The organism is Curtobacterium sp. MCSS17_005, assembly GCF_003234225.2.
Classification (GTDB): Bacteria; Actinomycetota; Actinomycetes; order Actinomycetales; family Microbacteriaceae; genus Curtobacterium; species Curtobacterium flaccumfaciens.
Window position 1 is genome coordinate 3,438,045 of the sequence record NZ_CP126258.1, and the last position, 16,895, is coordinate 3,454,939.

A 16,895-nucleotide genomic window follows, 5' to 3' on the forward strand; every position below is an offset into this window, starting at 1 on the left:
TGCGGAGCGGCGCGTCGGCCGTGCGGTTGGGAGAGGCGCGGTGCGGGACCGCCCCGCGCCTCCAGTCCGTCAGTGGGTGACGTCCGTCAACCAGCGGAGACGGTGTTCTCCTTGCCGACCACCTGCGTGACGGCCTTGTCGTAGGCGGCAGCCGCGTCCTTCGGCGACTGCTGACCGGTCATGACCGCTTCCATCGCGACCTGGATCGCGTTGGACACCTGCGAGTAGTCGCTCGTCGCCGGGCGGAAGTTGGTGTTCTCCACCAGCCCCGAGAAGAACTTGAACGTCGGGTTCGCCGCCGTGTAGGCCGGGTCGTCCGCGACGTCCTTCCGGACGGCGATCTGGCTGTTCTCGGTGTCGTACTTCAGCGAACCGTCCTTGTCGAGGAAGCTCGTGATGAAGTCGAACGCCGCCTGCGGGTTCTTCGACTTCGCGCCGACCGCCAGGGTCCAGCCGCCCGACATCGAGTTGTAGCCGGGAGCCTGCCCGTTCTGGGTCGGCATGGGTGCCTGGCCCATCACGTCGTTCCACTCGGGCCACGGCGCGGTGCCGGACTTGAGCCACGTGCCGGACTGCCACGAACCGTCCAGGTCGATCGCGAGCTTGCCCTTCGGCAGCCACGTCTGGGCGATGGTCGTGCCGACGTTCGTGTCGAGCGCCTGCTGCGGTGTCGGGCCGAGGCCGCCCTGGTAGACGTCCTTCACGAACTTGAGCGAGTCCTCGAACTGCTTCGAGCCGGTGACCCACTTCTTGTCCTTGTACAGCGTGTTGCCGGAGCCGTCGGCGCCGTACAGGAGCATCTCGAAGCCCTGCATGGTCGAGGCCTCGCCCTGCGCCTTGCCCGAGTAGATGTTGAACGGGATGACGTCGGGCTGCTTGTCCTTGATGGTCTTCGCCGCCGCGAGCACGTCGTCCCACGTCTTCGGCTTCCACGGGACGTCGAGCCCGGCCTTCTTGAAGATGTCCTTGTTGTACCAGAGGGCTCGGGTGTCGGTGCCCATCGGGACGCCGTAGATCTTGCCGTCGTCACCCTGTCCGGCCTGCTTGGCGTTGTCGAAGAACTGGTCCCACTCGTCCCACTTGTCCGTGTACTTGTCGAGTGGCAGCAGGTAGCCCGCCTCGGCATCGGCCTTGACGAGGAACGTGTCCTCGTACATGACGTCCGGGGCGGTGGCCGGCGCCTTGTTCATGAGCGCGAGCTTCGTGTAGTAGTCGTTGCCCTGCGCCTGGATGGGCACGAGGGTGACCCTCTTGCCGGGGTTGTCCTTCTCGTACTGCTTCTTGACGACCTTCATCTGGGCGTCGAGCTGCTGGAAGGCGCCGAACTTCTGGTACGCGATCTTGATCGTGTCGCTCGAGGCGGACCCCGAGCTCGAGCAGCCAGCCAGACCGACTGCGGCCACGGCCACAGCTGCGAGTCCGGCGATGATGCGGGTGCGTTTCATCGGTGCTCCTTTGCACGGGTGATGTCCGCGGGCACCATCGCCCGCGCGCAGGATTAGTCCACCGTATTGACTTAACCGTGTCAAGGAGTTTCTCGGGCGGATTCGGGCCTACCGGGCGGATTCGGGCGTACCGGGTGGATTCGGGCGTACCGGGTCGGAAGTTTCGACCAGGTACGCCCGATTCCGCTTCCCATCGCGTGCGTTCTGGGAAGGGACGTCCGTCAGGAGATCGGGGTCGCGCTCCCCGTCACCCTGATCCCGCCGGCCTCGGGCACGTCCACGAGCAGCAGACTCGGACGCCCGACGTGTCGCCCCTGCCGGATCGTGACGCGGTCGCCCGGCTGCACTGCACCGATCTGCCGCAGGTACGCCCCGGTCGACGCCGCTGCCGATCCCGTCGCCGGGTCCTCGGTGATGCGCCCGGCGGGGAACAGGTTGCGCGCCTCGTACTCCCGGTCGCCGGTGCGGTGCAGCACCGTGACGGTCCCCGCCCATCCGGCCTCGCGCTTGAGCTCGGCCAGGGGCCCCGGCGCGAACCGGAACTGGTGGAACAGCTCGCGGTCGTGCAGCACGAGCACCGGGTGCCAGTTGCCGGCGAAGGACTCCAGCACCGGGAACCCGGGAGCGATGTCCGCGGCCGAGAGCCCGAGCAGGTCGAACAGCCGCGCCAGCAGGGCCGGGTCGATGTCCCGTGTCGCCGGCTCGACGCTCGTCATCGCGACCTGCACCGCGCCGTCCGCACCGACGGTGGCATCGAGGGCGACTTCGCCGGCCAGGGTCGTGAACACCCGGCGGCCCAGCCCCTCGCGCTCGGCCAGCGCGACGGCCAGGGCGACGGTGGCGTGCCCGCAGAACGGGACCTCGGCGCTCGGCGAGAAGTAGCGGACCCGCGGCCCGGTCGACGTCGCACCCACGACGAAGGCGGTCTCGGGGTACCCGACCTGCCGGGCGATCGTGAGCATCTGGTCGTCGGACAGTCCGGCCGCGTCGAGCACGAGCCCGGCGGGGTTGCCTCCGCCCGGCTCGGCGGCGAAGGCGGTGTACCGGAGGATCTCCTGCTGCATGCCCCGACGCTACTGCGGCGTCACGACCGGGTGCGCGGGCCGATCACCGACGGGTGGCCCGGACTGCTGCGGTGCCGCGGGTGGCTCCGAGGGCAGCGCGAGGAACACGGCAAGCACGATGTAGCCGGCGGGCACGAGGTACAGCAGGACCCACCACCCGGAGCGGTTCGTGTCGTGGAGCCGCCGCACCGCGATGGCGATCCAGGGCAGCAGCGCCGCGAGTCCGACGACCACGAAGACCCCCAGTGCGATCTGGGCGAAGACCGGCATCGACGTGAGCAGGAACCACCAGACCGGGAACGGGTTGAAGGACCGCAGCGCCTCGTCGAGGACGCGCGCCTCCTCTGGGCTCGTCATCGGCGGCGGCATCGTGACGAGTCCGACGCCGGACACGACGTTGATCGCACTCGAGATGATCATCCACCACAGCGCCCACCACCAGAACTCGGCGCGAGCGGCACGGCCCCGGAAGACGAGGTACCCCCGCCAGAACCGCGAGAACGAGGCGGTGAAGGTGGCTTGGCGCCAGGGGACCCCGACCGGTGGCTGCTGCGTCTGGTGCACCGGACCTGCTTACCGGGGCGACCTGGAAACTCCTGAGCACTCCTCGGCAGGCCCGGCGTGGCAGGTGGGGCTAACCCCCGACCGCTTCCGGGTGCGCACGTGATGTTTCAGCGACGCGTCCGTCGCGAGACTGGATCCATGAGCACCGACACGCGACCCACCACCGCCCGCCGCACCCTCCGGATCGCCCTCGCCTCCAGCGCCGCGGTGTCCGCCCTGCTGCTGACCGCCGGCTGCAGCGCGATCCAGGACATCGTGCCGAACAAGACCCCGCAGAAGCACTTCGACGCGTACTCCGATGCGCCGCGATCCGGCGAGTCCGAGGACCTGGCCTTCTTCATGCCGAAGTGGGTGCCGGAGGACGCGAAGGACATCGACGTCCGCCTCCACGTCTCGCAGCCCGGGTACGTCATCGGGTTCGCGTCGGAGGACGGCGTCGACGTGGACGACTGCACCCCGCTCGACGAGTCGTACGGCGGCACGGCGATGACCGCCGACTTCCTGCCCGAGGAGCTCCCGACGAAGAGCCTGGTCACCTGCGGCGACGGCCGCGCGGTCACCGAGATCGACGGCCGCTGGTACGGCTGGACCACCGAGGACGCCATCCCTGGTCAGGACGACACCCAGACCATGCACGGCACGGAGCACTGAATGAGCACCGAGCACTGAACGCACGCACGTAGCGGCCTGGAGGCGCGGGGCGGCCCCGCACCGCGCCTCCTGTCCGTCGCGCGGCCGCGCCCACCGCCCACCGTGCGCAGGAATGGTCGGGTCCCCACTGCGGACCCGACCATTCCTGCACACCATCCGCCCCCGTGGGGCGTGGGGACTACTCCGCAGCGACCGCGGTCCTCCGGCGACGCACGATCAGCACGCCCGCACCCGCCGCGAGCAGCAGGAACGCCACCAGCGCACCGGCACCCATCCCTGCGGCACCCGTGAACGCGAGCTGCCCGTCCGTGGTGATCGTGATCGGGGTCCACCCGATCAGACTCCCGTCCGCAGCCGTCACCGCCAGACGATGCACGCCAGCCACCGTGTCCGCCGGGATCGTCACCCGCACCGTCCCGTCGGATGCGACCACAGCCGTGCCCATCAGGGTCGGCTCCGAGAACAACCACACGTTGACGACGTCAACGGCCGACGCAGTACCGACCGTCACCGTGATCGTCTCCCCCGCACGAGCCGACGCCGGAGCCGACACCCCGCCACGGTTCGCCTCCGTCAACAACGACTCCGACGGCGCCACCGGCACGACCGGGGCAGCCGAGGGACCCGGGGTCGGGACCGCGGTGGGCGTCCCACCCGGGGTCGGCGTCGGCGTCGTGCCGCCGTCGCCCGGGGTCGGGGTCGGCGTCGGCGTCGGAGTCGGCGTGGGCTCCGTGCCCGGGTCGGTGTCGCCGCCCTCGCACGGGTACGTCCCCGTGCGGAGCGAGAACCCGTCCGTGTCGTTGTCGTCGGCGTAGAAGGTCGCGCGCTCCCCGTCGGTGCAGACGCCCGAGATCGCGAAGCCCTCGTTGGCGAGCGTGCGGTCGGCGGCCGACGGCGCCTCGTACAGCGTCGACGCGGCGAAGGCCCCGTCGGTCACCTCGTACAGCGCGGTCCGACCCGAGCACACCTCGTCGCAGACCACCCAGAGCGCGTCGAGCGTCGGGTCGAACTGCACGTCGGCGACGACGGCGAGCGAGGTCGCGATCGTGGCGACCCGCGCCGAGGACCCGTCGTCCATCAGGGCGTAGGCGTACACGCTCGCGGTGCCCTCGACCCCGACGAAGAACAGCCCCTCGCCGTGTCCGGCGTAGCTCGACGGTGCGTAGGCGGCGCCGGTGCGCTCGTCGGCGAAGCCGTGCGCGGTGAGCCAGGTGTCCGGGATCCAGGTGACGCCCTCGAGCCCGGCGTTCGCGCCGAGCCCGGGGAAGTCCGCGGCGAGGTTCCACTCGTCGGTGGCCCGCAGGGTGCGCTCGGAGCCGTCGGTCGTGGCGTAGCGCAGGACCGACGGACGGCTCGTGCTCGACACGTCGTTGTTCCGCTCGGTCGACACGTAGACGGCGCCGGGGTCGTCACTCGTTACGGTCACGCCCTCGGCGTCCGGGGTGCCCGTGCCGTCGGCGTAGCGCAGGTCGGTGCCCGCGGCGTTCGACGGCGTCCAGCCACCCGAGCCGTCCGAGGTCAGGTGGTAGAGCAGACCGTCGCCGTTCTGCACGGCCCAGAGCTGCCCGTCCCGCGAGGCCGTCGAGGTCGTCCAGTCGAGGCCGCTCAGGTCACCGGTGAAGGTGCCCTCGTCGTCGAGCACGGTCTCGTCCGGGCCGCCGGGCCAGGCCTCGGCGGTGACGACGCCGGCGAACCGGTTCGCCGCGCCCTTCGTGGCTGCTGCCGTCTCGGCGAAGTCCCCGGTGCCGTCGGGGTTGCGGCCGTACGTCGTGGCGGCGTGCGCCGTCCACGAGGTGGAGTCGACGACCGCACCACGGGCGTCGAAGAGCCGCGCGGAGTCCGCCTTGCCGAGTCCGAACCCGAACGCCGCCTCGTCGAGGACGGTGAAGCCCCCGGCCGCGACGGTCGTGCCCGCGGGGATCGTGTACGTGTGGTCGTCCTCGCTGTCGCGCAGCACGTACCCGCCGAGGTCGACGGTGGTGCTGCCGGTGTTGGTCAGCTCCACCCAGTCGCCGGGTGTGCCGTCCTGTGACTCGACCTCGTTGATGCGCACGGGCGAGGAGCAGTCGTTCGCGGCCCCCTTGGTCGAGGCGGTGGTGTCCACGAGCGGCCCGACACCGTCGGCGCAGCGACCGTAGGTGACACCCGCGTGGGCCGTCCAGGCGTACCGGAGCATCAGGTCGCCGGCGGGGTCGTAGAGGCGCGCGGTGTCGGCGCCACCGAGCCCGAAGTCGAAGCCGGGGGCGGTCGCGGACAGCTGGTCGATGACGAAGTACCCGCCGGCGGCGATCGTCGAGCCGCTGGGCAGCACGTATGCGTCGTGCGAGCCGTCGGAGTCGAGGAACGCGTACCCGGTCAGGTCGATCGCGGTGCCCGAGGTGTTCTTGAGCTCCACCCAGTCGGTGTCGTCGGCGTTCGACTCGACCTCGTTGACGACGAGGCCGTTCGCCGCGACGGCGCCGACGGACGGGTCGTCGTCACCGACGGCGGCGAGGGCCGGGCTGGCGGTGACGACACCGGCGGCGACGACCAGGGCGGTCGCGACGGCGGCGCCGATGCGGAGTGTGGGCGGGCGCAGAGTGGGCGGGCGCAGGGCGGGAGCGCGCATGCAGGGTCCTTCTCGGGGGGAGAGAGCGGGCGAAGACCTGCACGACTGTTCAGCATCCACGCGACCGGCCGGTGGCCGCGGGGTGAACGCACGGTGTCCCGGGTCGCGCATGCGCCCTGGACGCGCGGCATGCGGACGGGAGGCGCGGGGCGGGCCCGCACCGCGCCTCCCGTCCGCCCTGCGGTCGCGCTCACCGCGCATGGTGAGCAGAAGACGTCGGGTCCGCATGGCGAACCCGACGTCTTCTCCACCCTCGTTGCTCGAGGTGTCAGCGCTCGGTGACCTCCGAGAAGTCCGGCGTCCCGTCGGGCAGCGCGGGCAGCGGTGTGCCGTCGACGTAGCGGGGCCAGGCCAGGGCGCGCGAGGCCGACGGACGGGACGCGTAGCGACGCCCGTCGGACGCGACGACCGTTCCGGGCCCGGGGGTGGAGGCAGGCGCAGGCGCAGGCGCGGGCGGCAGCGACACATCGGGTGCGGGAGCAGGTGCGGGAGCCGCGGGCGTCGGCGTCGCGCTCCACGCCGGCTGCTGCTCGGGCACCGGCCACGTCGCCGACGGCAGCGTGGCTCGCGGACGGAACAGGGCGTTGCTCAGGGGCACCACGACGGTCCCGAGCAGGTCGAGGATCACCACCACCCAGACGAGCCGCCAGTAGCCACGGGCGTAGTCGACGTCCGGCGCGAGCAGCGGGATCGAGAGCAGCAGCGCGAGCAGGGCGATGACGCCGACGGTGGCCTTGGCGACGACCTGCAGGACGGGCGTCGGGTACCGCCGGTGGATCACGAGGAGCAGGTGGACGTGCAGGAGCGCCACCCGGGCGACGCCGACGAGCCAGATCCAGTGCCAGAAGTGCTCCAGGACGAACCAGATGCCGTCACCGGAGATGCCCGTCGGCACGATCCACACCTTGTACAGACCGGCGACGAGCAGGTACATCGACGTGGCGATGCTCGCGAACGCGAAGATCCCCGACCGCCTGGACGAGACGTCGGCGTCGTACCAGGACAGCAGCGCGAAGACGACCACGACGACGATCGTCAGGAGCAGCTGCACCGCGACCCGTCCGAAGTCGCCGAGCAGCACCGCGGCGATGCCGACCAGGCCCGCGGCGACGACCGCGCCGATGATCGTCCGGAACACGAGCGGGCGCACCCTCGCCCACCGCGGGTCCATCGTGCCGTCCGTGTCGTTCGTGCTGTCCGTCATGGCCGTCATGTCCGTCATGTGTCCCCCGTCGTCCCCGCACACCGGGCGGCTGCGTCGGATCGCAGCGTAGCGGGCCGGGGCGGAGTGCTCCGGCCGAGCAGGGCGCCGGGCGACGGCGCCGTGCCGTCAGCGCCGGATGAGCAGGGTGCTGGCCCGCGGCGAGAGCGCGGCGTCGAGCACCAGGCAGGCGGCACCCACGGCGGCGACGTCGGCACCGCGGTCGCTCTCCACCACCTGCACGGCGTGCTTCGGCACGAGCAGCGGCGACCCGACGATGGCGGTCCGCGCGGCCGGCAGGGCAGCACTCGCGATGCGTGACCAGAAGGGGCCGCCGAACACCACGCGGTCGATGTCGAGCAGGTTCACGATGAGGACGACGGCGTTGCCCATGACGGTGCCGGCATCGGCCGCGAGCGTGACGGCGGTGTCGTCCCCGTCCGCGATGGCCGCGGCGAGCTCGTCCCACGCGGCGTTCACGGCGTCGACATCGGCGGCATCGGCGGCATCGGCGGCATCGGCGGCGTCTGCAGCGGCCTCGGCGACCGCGCCGCCGCCCGACAACGCGAGTCCCCGCGACCGGGCGATCCGCACCAGCCGGTCCGGTGCGACGGCGGCACCGACCTCGCCGCGCGTGCCCGAGCCGTCCGGGGTGCCCGCGAGGGACCCCTGGTCGACCATGATGTGCCCGGCGTCGCCCGCGTTCGACCCGACCCCGCGCACGGGTTCGTGGTCGACGACGAGCCCGACGCCGAACCCGGTGCCGAAGTACACGAACGCGAAGTTCCGGGCCGAGGACTCCCCCGCCAGGAACATCTCGCCGACCGCGGCGGCCGTGACGTCCTTCTCGAGCAGGACCGGGTAGCCGGTGGCCTCGGCGAGCGCATCGCGCAGCGGCACGTCCCGCCACCGGGGCAGGAACGGCGGGTCGACCACGATGCCGGCCTCGACGTCGATGGGTCCGGGGCTCGCGATCCCGACGCCGAGCACGCTGTCGACGGCCACCCCGGCGTCGGCGACGAGCCCGTCGACGGCCGAGGCGATGGTGCGCACCACCTCGGACGGGTCGTCGGCGGTGGGGGTCGAGGTCGTGGACGCGGCGACGACGGTGCCGGCGAGGTCGAGCAGCACGTAGGTGACGACGGCCGGGTCGACGTGCACGCCGACCGCGTACCGGCTGCCCGGTTCGAGCCGCAGGATGGTGCGGGGCTTGCCGCGGCCGGACACGACGGTGCCGGACTCGACGATCATGCCGGCCTCGATCAGGAACCGGGTGACGTTCGACACGGTCTGCGCGCTCAGTCCGGTGCGGGCTGCGAGTTCGACGCGGCTCAGGCCGTCGGGTGAGCGGCGGACGGCGTCCAGGACCACGGTGCGGTTGAACCCGCCGATCGACGGGAGGTTCGCTCCGCGTCGATGCTCTGCCATGCCGCGACCATACCGCGGCAACGGTGCGGTCTCGGTCTGCCGTCGTCACTGGCCCCCACAGGGGTCGCACCGTTAGCCTGGCCGCATGTCCGACCTGCGCCTGGAAGAACTCTCCGCGAAGACCGCTGCCGCGGCCAACTCCCTGACGCTCAAGCCGGGCCAGGAACAGTTCGTGCAGCCGACCACCTACGGGGTCGCCGAGTCCGACGTCAAGCCGAGCTCCGCGTGGACCCGTGTCGTCCTCGACGACGACGAGGTCCTCGGCCTGATCATCGGTTCGTTCGACGCCGACAACGCGCAGGAAGAGCTGCGCAGCTGCATCTGGCGCGTCAACGTCGCGGCGAGCGCACAGGGCCGGGGCGTCGGTCGCTTCGCCGTGCACGGTCTGGCGGACGAGGCACGCAGCCGTGGGTTCGAGCGGCTGACGGTCGTGTACGAGCCGGGCGGCGACGACAGCCCCGAGGCGTTCTTCCGCGCCGTGGGCTTCGAGGTCGTGCGCGAGACCCAGTACGGCGACCACTTCGCGGTCCTGACGCTCTAGCACTCCCCGACGACGTGCCCTCCGACGACGTGGCATCCGACGCCGTGCCGTCCGACACTGTGCCCTTCGAAGACGCCGCCGTCGACTTCGGCGCCGCCGTCGCCGAGGTGGTGCAGATGATCCCGCCGGGTCACGTCATGACGTACGGCGACGTCGCCGCAGCCCTCGGGTCGCGGGCGTCGCGTGCCGTCGGCAAGGTGATGGCGCACGAGGGCGCCGACCTGCCGTGGTGGCGCGTGGTGCGCGCGGGTGGGCACCCGCCGCTGCACCACGAGGCCCGGGCGCTCGAGCACTACCGCGTCGAGGGGACGCCGCTCGTGCAGGGGACGACGGCCTGGAGGCTCGACATGCGTCGTGCGCGCTGGTCACCCGCCACGGACGCGGACGACCCGTTCTGATCGCCGGCCACGCAGGTCGGCCCGCCGGGTCCGCCACGGGTCGGCCGTCAGCGGTCGAAGCGCGCACCCTTCGGGTTCGCGGGCAGCAGGCACAGCACGTACACGATGAGCGAGCCGAGGCCCGGCAGCACGTGCAGGAACTGCCAGAAGCCGGACAGGTTCGCGTCGTGCAGTCGTCGGGCGCCGAGCGCGAGCGACCCGATGAGCGTCGCGAGCACCCACAGCATGAACAGGTACGAGCCGACGGGGTTCTCGAGCACCGGGGTGTCCGGCGTGAACACCTGCGGCACGAGCTGCAGCACGAGCCCGATCGCGAACGACGTCAGCCACCACCACCAGAACTCGGCGCGCGAGGCCCGTCCGGTGAACACGGTGTACTTCTTCCAGAACCGTCGGACGGCCTCGGCGAAGGGGGCACCGTAGAAGGGGTCGTGCAGGGCGACGCCGCCGGGCTGCACCACGCTGTCGTTGCTCATGGAGCAAGCCAACCACGTGGTGCAGCCCGACCGGGGCCTAGACGAGCGAGTCGCGCCAGGCCGCGTGCAGCTGGGCGAACCGCCCGGTGCCGGCGATGAGGTCGGCGGGGGTGCCGTCCTCGACGATCCGGCCGTGTTCCATCACGAGCACCCGGTGGGCGATCGCGACGGTGGACAGCCGGTGCGCGATGATCACCGCGGTGCGGTCGGCGAGCAGGGTCTCCAGGCCCTCTTGCACGAGTCGCTCCGAGGGGATGTCGAGCGACGCCGTGGCCTCGTCGAGGATGAGCACCTTCGGGTCCGCGATGAACGCCCGCGCGAACGAGAGCAGCTGCCGCTGACCCGCCGAGACACGGCCACCGCGCTTGTTCACGTCGGTGTCGTACCCGTCGGGCAGCGCCATGATGAACTCGTGCGCGCCGACGGCCTTGGCCGACGCCTCGATCTCCGCACGCGACGCACCGGGCTTGCCGAGCGCGATGTTGTCCGCGACGGTGCCGGAGAACAGGTACGCCTCTTGTGTGACCATGACGATCGCGCGGCGCATGTCCTTCGTGTCGAGGTCGCGCAGGTCCACGCCGTCGAGCTGCACCGAGCCCTGGGTCGGGTCGTAGAAGCGCGCCATGAGCTTGGCGAGCGTCGACTTGCCGGCACCGGTGGACCCGACGAGGGCGATGGTCTGCCCCGACGGGATGTGCAGGTCGAACTCCGGCAGCACGACCTTGCCCTTGTTGTAGGCGAAGACGACGTCGTCGAAGTCCATCTTCCCGGTGGCGTCCGCCAGACGGGTGGGCTTCACGGGGTCCGGCACGCTCGGGCGTTCCTCGAGGACACCGGAGATCTTCTCCATCGCCGCCGAGGCCGACTGGTACCCGTTGTAGAACATCGCGAGTTCCTGCGCCGGGTCGAAGAAGCGCTTGGCGTACAGCGCGACCGCGAGCAGCGCACCGACCTCGAGCGTCCCGCCGACGATCCGGAAGCCGCCGACGATGACGACCGCGGCGAGTGTCGCGTTGCCGATGAGCACGAGCACCGGGTCGAAGGTCCCGAACAGGTTGAACACCTTCGTGTTCGCCACCCGGTAGTCCTCGACGTAGCCGCCGTACTCGTCACGGTTGCGGGACTCCTTGCGGAACGCCTGCACCGCGCGGATGCCCGTCATCGTCTCGACGAAGTGCACGATGACACGCGCCGAGGTGACACGGGTGGAGCGGAACAGCGTCTGCGAGTTCGTCTGGAACCAGCGGATCAGGAACCAGAGCGGCACGAGCGACACCGCGAGCACGAGCCCGGACGTCGGGTCGAGCAGCACCAGGGCCACGGCGGTGAACGCCATGTACAGCACGCCCTGGATGAGCTGGTTCAGCCCGGAGTCGAGCAACTCGCGGATCGAGTCGAGGTCACTCGTCTGGCGCGAGATGATCCGGCCCGACGTGTAGGTCTCGTGGAACTCGAGCGAGAGCCGCTGCGTGTGCAGGAACACCCGCTTGCGCAGGTCGAACAGGATCGCCTGGCTGATCCGTGCCGCGAGCACCGTGTACCAGGCGGTGAGCACCGCGCCGAGGACGGCCACGACGATGTACGTCGCGACGACGCCGAACGCCGGCACCCAGTCGTTCTGGTCCATCACCGCGGGCAGGGCGTTGTCGATGCCCCACGCGATGAGCGCCGGACCCGCGACGGTGCCGGCGGTCGAGACCACGACCACGATGCCGAGCAGCACCAGCCGGAGCTTCAGCGGTGCGGCGAGGGACCCGAGCAGGGCGAGGGACCGGCGCCGCAGGCGCTTGCTCTCGGCCTTCGTGAAGTCCTCACGCTCCTCGCCGCGCACGCCCATGGTGGTGATCGAGGCGGTGACGGGGGCGGCAGCCTGCTCGTCCGGAGCTTCCTGCGGGACGGACGCCGTGCCTCCCGGCAGGTTCTGGTCGGTCTGCTGGCTCATGCCATCGCCTCCTGTCGTGCGGTCGCGTCGTCGTCGTCGAGCGACGAGATGACGTAGCGGTAGTGCTCGTTGGTGGCCATCAGGTCGTGGTGGGTCCCGACGGCCGTGACGACGCCGTTCTCCATCAGGGCGACCCGGTCGGCCAGCGTCACCGTCGACGGACGGTGCGCCACGATGAGCGACGTGGTGTCGGCGAGCACGCGTCGCAGGCCGGCCTCGACCCGCGCCTCGGTGTCGACGTCGAGCGCCGACAGCGGGTCGTCGAGCACCAGCACCGACGGCCGCGCGGCGATCGCGCGGGCGAGTGCCAGACGCTGGCGCTGCCCACCGGACAGCGACAGCCCCTCTTCACCGACCCGGGTGTCGACGCCGTCGGGCAGGTCGTCCACGAAGGACGCCTGCGCGATGTCGAGCGCCTCGCGCATGAGCGCCTCGGCCTCGGCACCCTGCACGTCCGGTCGACCGAGCAGCACGTTCTCACGCACCGTCGACGAGAACAGGGTGGCGTCCTCGAAGGCGACGCCGACGTGCCGGCGCAGCTCTTCGCGGGTGAGGTCGCGGATGTCGACCCCGTCGATCGTCACCGAACCGCCGGTCACGTCGTACAGACGCGGCACGAGCGAGAGCAGCGTCGTCTTGCCGCAGCCGGTGAGCCCGACGAGCGCCATGGTCTCGCCCGGCTGCAGCTGCAGTTCGACGCCGTTGATCAGGTCCGGGTACTGCGGTGCCGAGTCCTGGTACCGGAAGTGCACGCCGTTGAACGACAGGGCACCGTGCGGCTCCGCGATCGTCTTCGGGTGCTCCGGGTCCGTGATGGTGTTCTCGGAGTCCATGACCTCGAAGAAGCGGTCGACCGCCGTGCGGGTGTCGAACGTCATCGAGAGCAGGAAGCCGATCGACTCGATCGGGAACCGCAGCACCGTCGCCGTCGCGAAGAACGCGAACAGCTGCCCGACGCTGAGCTGCCCCTGCGACGCGAGCCAGATGCCGGCGAGCAGGCACAGGGCGAACGCGACGTCCGGCACGAGCAGCAGCCACAGCCAGATGCCCGCGATGGCCTTCGCCTTCTTGATCTCGGTGCCGCGCAGCGCCTCGGCCTGCTCGCTGAACTCCTCGAGCTTGGCGCCGCCGCGACCGAACGCCTTGAGCACGCGGATGCCGTGCACCGACTGCTCGACGCTCGTGGCGAGGTCACCGACCTGGTCCTGGCTGCGTCGTGCGACGGCGGAGTACCGGCGCTCGAACAGCAGGCCGTTGATCCACAGCGGGATCGACGCGATCAGGAAGATCAGCCCGAGGATCCACCCGAAGGTGAACAGCACGACGAAGCCGACGACGATCGTCACGATGTTGACGACGAGCAGGACGACGCCGAAGGCCAGCCAGCGCCGGATCAGCGACAGGTCCGACACGGAACGGGACAGCAGCTGCCCGGACTCCCAGCGGTCGTGGAACGCGACCGGCAGGTCCTGCAGCTTCGCGTAGAGCGCGTTGCGCATGCTGGTCTCGATGCGGGTCGAGGGGCGCATCACCAGCCGGCGGCGCGAGGCGATGAAGAACGCCTCGAGCACACCGAGGGCGAGCACCCCGAGCCCGGCGGGCCAGATCTGTGCCGAGTCGCGCGATGACAGCGGACCGTCGACGAGCCACTGCAGCACGTAGGGGATTGCGAGCGCCACCAGGGAGGCTCCCATCGCTGCGGCCATGCCGCCGATGAGGCGCCCCTGGTAGGGCTTCACGTAGGGGTAGATCCGCGCGATCGCGCGGAAGGTGGACGGGCGCGCCGTGGTGGGCGACTTGGACATGCGTTGCGTCCTCATGCGTCTGCCGGGTCCCCGGGTCGCGCTGCTGCTCGCTTGCGTGCGTGCGTGGGCGGCTTCGGCCTGGAGGCTCGGTGTGGCGTTGCGTGGTGATCATCGGCCGGGCGCGTGGTCGCGTCTCCGCCGTCACTCGCGTGACGTCGGTCGGGCCGGAGGCACCGAGGGACAGTCGTCCCCCGGGTTCAGGCGGGTGGTTCGCGGACGCCGGTGGTGCTGCGCCGCGGGGCCGTGGGAACGGCCCGACTAGACGGCGGCCGCGGCGCGGGGCCGCGGTGCGATCAGGGATCGCCGTGCGGGAGTGGTCCCCACGACGGACACGAGACCTGCACGGGCGGCCGTCGCCACGGTTCCGGTCATGTTGTCCATCGTCACTCCAGTCGTCGTCTTCGTCACCGTTGTGTCCGCGGTGCCGCCGGTCCCGAGGGATCGTCGGCTGCCTGCCGCGGAGCCTTACAGACTATTCACAGTGACTCACGGCGCGCAATGGTTCGCCACCGATTGTTCACATCAGTGGAAGAAGTGGCGCTCGCTCGTGAAGTACATCGTGATGCCGGCGGCCTTCGCCGCGGCGATGACCTCGTCGTCGCGGACACTGCCACCGGGCTGCGCCACCGCACGGACACCGGCGTCGAGCAGCACCTGCAGGCCGTCGGCGAACGGGAAGAACGCGTCCGACGCCGCCACGCTGCCGGTCGCGCGGTCACCGGCCCGGTTGACCGCGAGGTGGCAGGAGTCGACCCGGTTGACCTGGCCCATGCCGACGCCGACGCTCGCGCCCTGGTTCGCCAGCAGGATGGCGTTCGACTTCACCGAACGGCTCGCACGCCACGCGAAGGCCAGGTCGGCGAGGGTCTGCTCGTCGGCGGGCTCGCCGGCGACGAGGGTCCAGGTGGCCTGGTCGAACCCCGTGAAGCGGTCGGCGTCCTGCACCAGGAAGCCGCCGGAGATCTGCTTGACCTCGCGGTCGGCGAGCGCGAAGTCGGCCGGCAGCGTGAGCAGGCGGATGTTCTTCTTGCGCGACAGGATCTCGAGCGCCTCGGGGTCGAACCCGGGGGCGACGACGACCTCGGTGAAGATGTCCTTCACGGTCTCGGCCATCGCCACGGTGACCGGGCGGTTCGCGGCGATGACCCCGCCGAACGCCGAGAGCGGGTCGCAGGCGTGCGCGGCGGCGTGGGCCGAGGCGATCGGGTCGGCGGACTCGGCCGGGGCGATCGCGATGCCGCACGGGTTGGCGTGCTTGATGATCGCGACGGCGGGCTCGTCGAAGTCGAAGGCCGCACGGACCGCTGCGTCGGCGTCGACGTAGTTGTTGTACGACATCTCCTTGCCGTGCAGCTGCGTCGCCTGTGCGATGCCGGTGCCGCCCGACGTCGTGTAGAGCGCCGCGGCCTGGTGCGCGTTCTCGCCGTAGCGCAGGGTCGCCGACAGCTCGGCCTCGACCGCCAGGTGCTCGTCGAACGCACCGGGCGTCCGGATGTCGCCGGCGGTCGTCGGGGCCGCAGCGGCGGTGACGACGTCGCTCGCGAAGTACGACGCCACCGCGGTGTCGTAGGCGGCGGTGTGCGCGAAGGCCTGGGCCGCGAGGCGCTTCCGGAGCTCGAGCGTCGTGCCGCCGGCACGGACCGCTTCGACGACCTCGGGGTAGGACGCCGGGGAGACGACGATCGCCACGTTCGGGTAGTTCTTCGCCGAGGCGCGGACCATCGCGGGGCCGCCGATGTCGACGTTCTCGACCACGGTCGCGGTGTCGGCACCCGACGCCACGGTCTCGACGAACGGGTAGAGGTTCACGACGACGAGCTCGAACGGCGCGATGTCGAGGTCGGCGAGCTGCTGCTCGTGCGACTCGAGCCGCAGGTCGGCGAGCAGCCCCGCGTGCACCGACGGGTGCAGCGTCTTCACCCGGCCGTCGAGGGACTCGGGGAACCCGGTGACGCTCGCGACGTCGGTGACGGCGTAGCCCGCGTCGCGGATGGTCTGGGCGGTGGAGCCGGTCGACACGATCTCGACCCCGGAGTCGGCCAGTGCGCCGGCGAGCTCGAGCAGGCCGGACTTGTCGCTCACCGAGATCAGTGCACGGCGGACCGGGACCACGTCGCGGTCGCGGTAGAGGCTGGGGTCGGCTGCGTGCACGCTCATGCGCTCGGGGTGCCCTTCAGGTCGGTGGTGCCGTTGGCGATGTCGAGGATGGTCTGGATGAGCAGGCGGCGCTCGACCGGCTTGATGCGGTCGTGCAGCGTCGACTCAGTGTCCCCCGGCAGCACCGGGATGCGCTCCTGCGCGAGGATCGGCCCCGTGTCGACGCCGTCGTCGACCGCGATGACGCTCGCACCGGTCTCGGTGACCCCGGCGGCCAGGGCGTCCCGCACGCCGTGGGCGCCGGGGAACTCGGGCAGGTACGCCGGGTGGGTGTTGATGATCCCCGGGGCGAACTCGGACACCACGGCCGGGGGCAGCAGGCGCATCAGGCCGGAGAGCACGAGCAGGTCAGGCGACCACGGGCGGATCTGCTCCGCCAGGGCCTGGCCCCACTCGGCACGGGAGTCGTAGCGGGTGAACGGGACCGTGAAGGTCGGGATCGAGAACTCCTCGCCCAGGCCGAGACCCTCGGCGTCACGGTCGGCACCGATGGCGACGACACGGGCGGGGTACTCGGCGTCGAAGGTCGCTTCGAGCAGGGCTCGGAGGTTCGACCCGGTACCGGAGATCAGGACGACCAGTTCGAGCACGGCACCAACCCTACCGGCAGGCACG

14 protein-coding genes are annotated in these 16,895 nt (G+C 71.1%); 3 read left to right on the forward strand and 11 right to left on the reverse strand.

Translation table 11 applies throughout. The annotated features are described in order from the left end of the window. Positions 1-86: 86 nt before the first annotated feature. The 3 genes from DEJ20_RS16435 to DEJ20_RS16445 all read right to left on the reverse strand — a co-directional run bounded on the left by DEJ20_RS16435 (position 87) and on the right by DEJ20_RS16445 (position 3,073). Positions 87-1,445 (reverse strand): extracellular solute-binding protein, encoded by a 1,359-nt coding sequence (locus DEJ20_RS16435; protein ID WP_111234690.1) that lies wholly within the window; start codon positions 1,443-1,445, stop codon positions 87-89. Between the two features lie 221 nt (positions 1,446-1,666). After that, positions 1,667-2,509: a PhzF family phenazine biosynthesis protein gene (locus tag DEJ20_RS16440; protein WP_111234689.1), complete on the reverse strand. Its 843-nt coding sequence runs from the start codon at positions 2,507-2,509 to the stop codon at positions 1,667-1,669. A 9-nt stretch (positions 2,510-2,518) separates the two neighbouring features. Continuing rightward, positions 2,519-3,073: a DUF805 domain-containing protein gene (locus tag DEJ20_RS16445; RefSeq protein ID WP_111234688.1), complete on the reverse strand. Its 555-nt coding sequence runs from the start codon at positions 3,071-3,073 to the stop codon at positions 2,519-2,521. A 138-nt stretch (positions 3,074-3,211) separates the two neighbouring features. Between DEJ20_RS16445 and DEJ20_RS16450 the strand changes: the two genes are divergently transcribed. Next, positions 3,212-3,724 carry a hypothetical protein gene (locus DEJ20_RS16450; RefSeq protein ID WP_111234687.1) on the forward strand — a complete coding sequence of 171 codons (513 nt, stop codon included), beginning with the start codon at positions 3,212-3,214 and terminating at the stop codon, positions 3,722-3,724. Positions 3,725-3,902: 178 nt separating this feature from the next. Here the strand turns inward: DEJ20_RS16450 and DEJ20_RS16455 are convergent, their stop codons facing one another. From DEJ20_RS16455 to DEJ20_RS16465, 3 genes are all read right to left on the reverse strand, one after another. After that, positions 3,903-6,332: a lamin tail domain-containing protein gene (locus tag DEJ20_RS16455; RefSeq protein ID WP_181431466.1), complete on the reverse strand. Its 2,430-nt coding sequence runs from the start codon at positions 6,330-6,332 to the stop codon at positions 3,903-3,905. A 268-nt stretch (positions 6,333-6,600) separates the two neighbouring features. Next, on the reverse strand, positions 6,601-7,554 hold the full coding sequence (locus DEJ20_RS16460) for a hypothetical protein (protein WP_181431465.1): 954 nt from the start codon (positions 7,552-7,554) through the stop codon (positions 6,601-6,603). A gap of 108 nt (positions 7,555-7,662) precedes the next feature. Further along, on the reverse strand, positions 7,663-8,961 hold the full coding sequence (locus DEJ20_RS16465) for an ROK family transcriptional regulator (RefSeq protein WP_111234685.1): 1,299 nt from the start codon (positions 8,959-8,961) through the stop codon (positions 7,663-7,665). Between the two features lie 85 nt (positions 8,962-9,046). On the opposite strand from DEJ20_RS16465, the gene DEJ20_RS16470 reads away from it, so the two are divergent. Further along, the gene (locus DEJ20_RS16470; protein WP_027466669.1) at positions 9,047-9,502 is read left to right on the forward strand and encodes a GNAT family N-acetyltransferase; all 456 of its coding nucleotides are present in this window, start codon (positions 9,047-9,049) and stop codon (positions 9,500-9,502) included. A gap of 14 nt (positions 9,503-9,516) precedes the next feature. After that, on the forward strand, positions 9,517-9,900 hold the full coding sequence (locus tag DEJ20_RS16475) for an MGMT family protein (protein WP_258377101.1): 384 nt from the start codon (positions 9,517-9,519) through the stop codon (positions 9,898-9,900). 47 nt (positions 9,901-9,947) lie between these two features. On the opposite strand, the gene DEJ20_RS16480 is transcribed toward DEJ20_RS16475, so the two are convergent. From DEJ20_RS16480 to purN, 5 genes are all read right to left on the reverse strand, one after another. Beyond that, positions 9,948-10,376, reverse strand: coding sequence for a DUF805 domain-containing protein (locus DEJ20_RS16480; RefSeq protein ID WP_111234684.1), 429 nt, complete (start codon positions 10,374-10,376; stop codon positions 9,948-9,950). Positions 10,377-10,413: 37 nt separating this feature from the next. After that, the gene (locus DEJ20_RS16485) at positions 10,414-12,213 is read right to left on the reverse strand and encodes an ABC transporter ATP-binding protein (protein ID WP_111234724.1); all 1,800 of its coding nucleotides are present in this window, start codon (positions 12,211-12,213) and stop codon (positions 10,414-10,416) included. A 101-nt stretch (positions 12,214-12,314) separates the two neighbouring features. Further along, complete coding sequence (locus DEJ20_RS16490) at positions 12,315-14,123, reverse strand: ABC transporter ATP-binding protein (RefSeq protein ID WP_111234683.1); 1,809 nt, start codon at positions 14,121-14,123, stop codon at positions 12,315-12,317. 522 nt (positions 14,124-14,645) lie between these two features. Continuing rightward, positions 14,646-16,280 (reverse strand): bifunctional phosphoribosylaminoimidazolecarboxamide formyltransferase/IMP cyclohydrolase, encoded by a 1,635-nt coding sequence (gene purH / locus DEJ20_RS16495; RefSeq protein ID WP_111234682.1) that lies wholly within the window; start codon positions 16,278-16,280, stop codon positions 14,646-14,648. Continuing rightward, complete coding sequence (purN, locus tag DEJ20_RS16500) at positions 16,277-16,870, reverse strand: phosphoribosylglycinamide formyltransferase (RefSeq protein ID WP_071404669.1); 594 nt, start codon at positions 16,868-16,870, stop codon at positions 16,277-16,279. Before purN ends, purH begins: the two co-directional genes overlap by 4 nt. Positions 16,871-16,895 lie beyond the last annotated feature (25 nt).

Excerpts from the sequence above, each read along its gene's own strand:
- DEJ20_RS16480 (WP_111234684.1), bottom strand. The coding sequence starts at position 10,376 with ATGAGCAACGACAGCGTGGTGCAGCCCGGCGGCGTCGCCCTGCACGAC.
- DEJ20_RS16460 (WP_181431465.1), bottom strand. The coding sequence starts at position 7,554 with ATGACGGACATGACGGCCATGACGGACAGCACGAACGACACGGACGGC.
- DEJ20_RS16465 (WP_111234685.1), bottom strand. The coding sequence starts at position 8,961 with ATGGCAGAGCATCGACGCGGAGCGAACCTCCCGTCGATCGGCGGGTTC.
- DEJ20_RS16450 (WP_111234687.1), top strand. The coding sequence starts at position 3,212 with ATGAGCACCGACACGCGACCCACCACCGCCCGCCGCACCCTCCGGATC.
- DEJ20_RS16485 (WP_111234724.1), bottom strand. The coding sequence starts at position 12,213 with ATGGGCGTGCGCGGCGAGGAGCGTGAGGACTTCACGAAGGCCGAGAGC.
- purH (WP_111234682.1), bottom strand. The coding sequence starts at position 16,280 with ATGAGCGTGCACGCAGCCGACCCCAGCCTCTACCGCGACCGCGACGTG.
- DEJ20_RS16490 (WP_111234683.1), bottom strand. The coding sequence starts at position 14,123 with ATGTCCAAGTCGCCCACCACGGCGCGCCCGTCCACCTTCCGCGCGATC.
- DEJ20_RS16440 (WP_111234689.1), bottom strand. The coding sequence starts at position 2,509 with ATGCAGCAGGAGATCCTCCGGTACACCGCCTTCGCCGCCGAGCCGGGC.
- DEJ20_RS16435 (WP_111234690.1), bottom strand. The coding sequence starts at position 1,445 with ATGAAACGCACCCGCATCATCGCCGGACTCGCAGCTGTGGCCGTGGCC.
- DEJ20_RS16455 (WP_181431466.1), bottom strand. The coding sequence starts at position 6,332 with ATGCGCGCTCCCGCCCTGCGCCCGCCCACTCTGCGCCCGCCCACACTC.
- DEJ20_RS16470 (WP_027466669.1), top strand. The coding sequence starts at position 9,047 with ATGTCCGACCTGCGCCTGGAAGAACTCTCCGCGAAGACCGCTGCCGCG.